This window comes from Synechococcus sp. WC101 (assembly GCF_047461555.1).
GTDB lineage: Bacteria > Cyanobacteriota > Cyanobacteriia > Thermostichales > Thermostichaceae > Thermostichus.
In genome coordinates this window covers 1-1,153 of sequence record NZ_JANSHG010000307.1, presented here as the reverse complement: position 1 = coordinate 1,153, position 1,153 = coordinate 1, and the positions used below count along the sequence as shown (strand labels likewise).

Below are 1,153 nucleotides of genomic sequence, written 5' to 3'. Positions count from 1 at the left end.
TCCACCACCAGCGGCCGTCGTTGCCGCAGGGCCGCCAGTCCCGCCTCAACTGCCGTGGGGCTGAACACAAAGCGATCCCGCAGCTCGAAGTCAGCGGTGGCGTGGATGGCGCGGCGCACGATCTCATAGGGGATCCCTTGCCAGGGGTGGGGGCCGATCTCTTGGTCAATCTGGCGGAAGCTGGCCGCTGTAATGGGGTCTATCCAAGCTGTTTCATCCATCATGGGATCGGTAGGCAGAGCCACATCTGGCAGGAGGGTTTTCTCCATCCTGTTGACGCAAGCGGTTTTGTTTGGAAAAAGGGGTGGGGAATGTCCAGAAAAAGCCGCTCAAGAGGGTTATCTGAGAGAAACGCCCCTCCAGTCCACTCTAGACGCCCTCCAGCAACCGCTAAGATCGGTCTATCCTGATGGAGGTGGGCCTGCTGTTGTCACATACAAAAGGATAGCTTGGTAGCCCCGCACTTTAGTGCGGGGCGGAAAAGCCCGCTAGCGACTTTAGTTGCTAACTGCTATAATCCTAGCCAGACCAGGGGAAAACGCTAACTACGGTGAAAAACCCGAGCAGCAACAAATCCTCTGGAGCGAGAAGTAAGCAGAACCTTGGGGCTTTGCCTTAAGGAACTGTCTAGAGGCGCTTTGACAACGCCGTTATGGGTTCTTTTGTGGACTGCGTAAGAATCCCCCGCCTTTAGGCGGTAGGAGTGTCAATCCTCCCTTGCCTGAACATAACCCTCCTTCTTCTTCTCCCTCTGCTGCTGTCGGCGGGGCAGGTTTCCCCTCCCTTGCGACGCCCCCCTCTTCGGTCGGCAGCAGGGATCCCGTCTCAGGGCTTCCTCGCTATGGTCATTCCCAAACCTGGCTCTGGCGCGGCTGGCCTATTCATTTCACCTACACCCCCAGTCGCGCCCAAACCGCCAGCGGCCAGGTGAACTTGACGGCGGCTCCGGCCATCTTGATCCATGGCTTTGGGGCCTCGGTGGGCCATTGGCGCCACAACATTGTTCCTCTGGGATCCCAGCGCTCCGTCTATGCTCTCGACCTGCTGGGATTTGGCGAGAGTGCCAAGCCGGAGATCGCCTACAGCGTCGATCTGTGGGTCGAGCAGGTGTACGAGTTTTGGCGAACCCACATCCAGCAGCCCAGCCTCCTGG

General features: G+C 58.7%; 2 protein-coding genes. One reads left to right on the top strand and one right to left on the bottom strand.

The genetic code is table 11. The features are described 5' to 3' along the window. A partial coding sequence (locus NW809_RS12725; protein WP_414402314.1) for a precorrin-8X methylmutase occupies positions 1-269 on the bottom strand: 269 nt, incomplete at its 3' end. Positions 270-717: 448 nt separating this feature from the next. On the opposite strand from NW809_RS12725, the gene NW809_RS12720 reads away from it, so the two are divergent. Beyond that, positions 718-1,153 (top strand): alpha/beta fold hydrolase (locus NW809_RS12720; protein ID WP_414402313.1); only part of this gene is annotated, 436 nt, incomplete at its 3' end.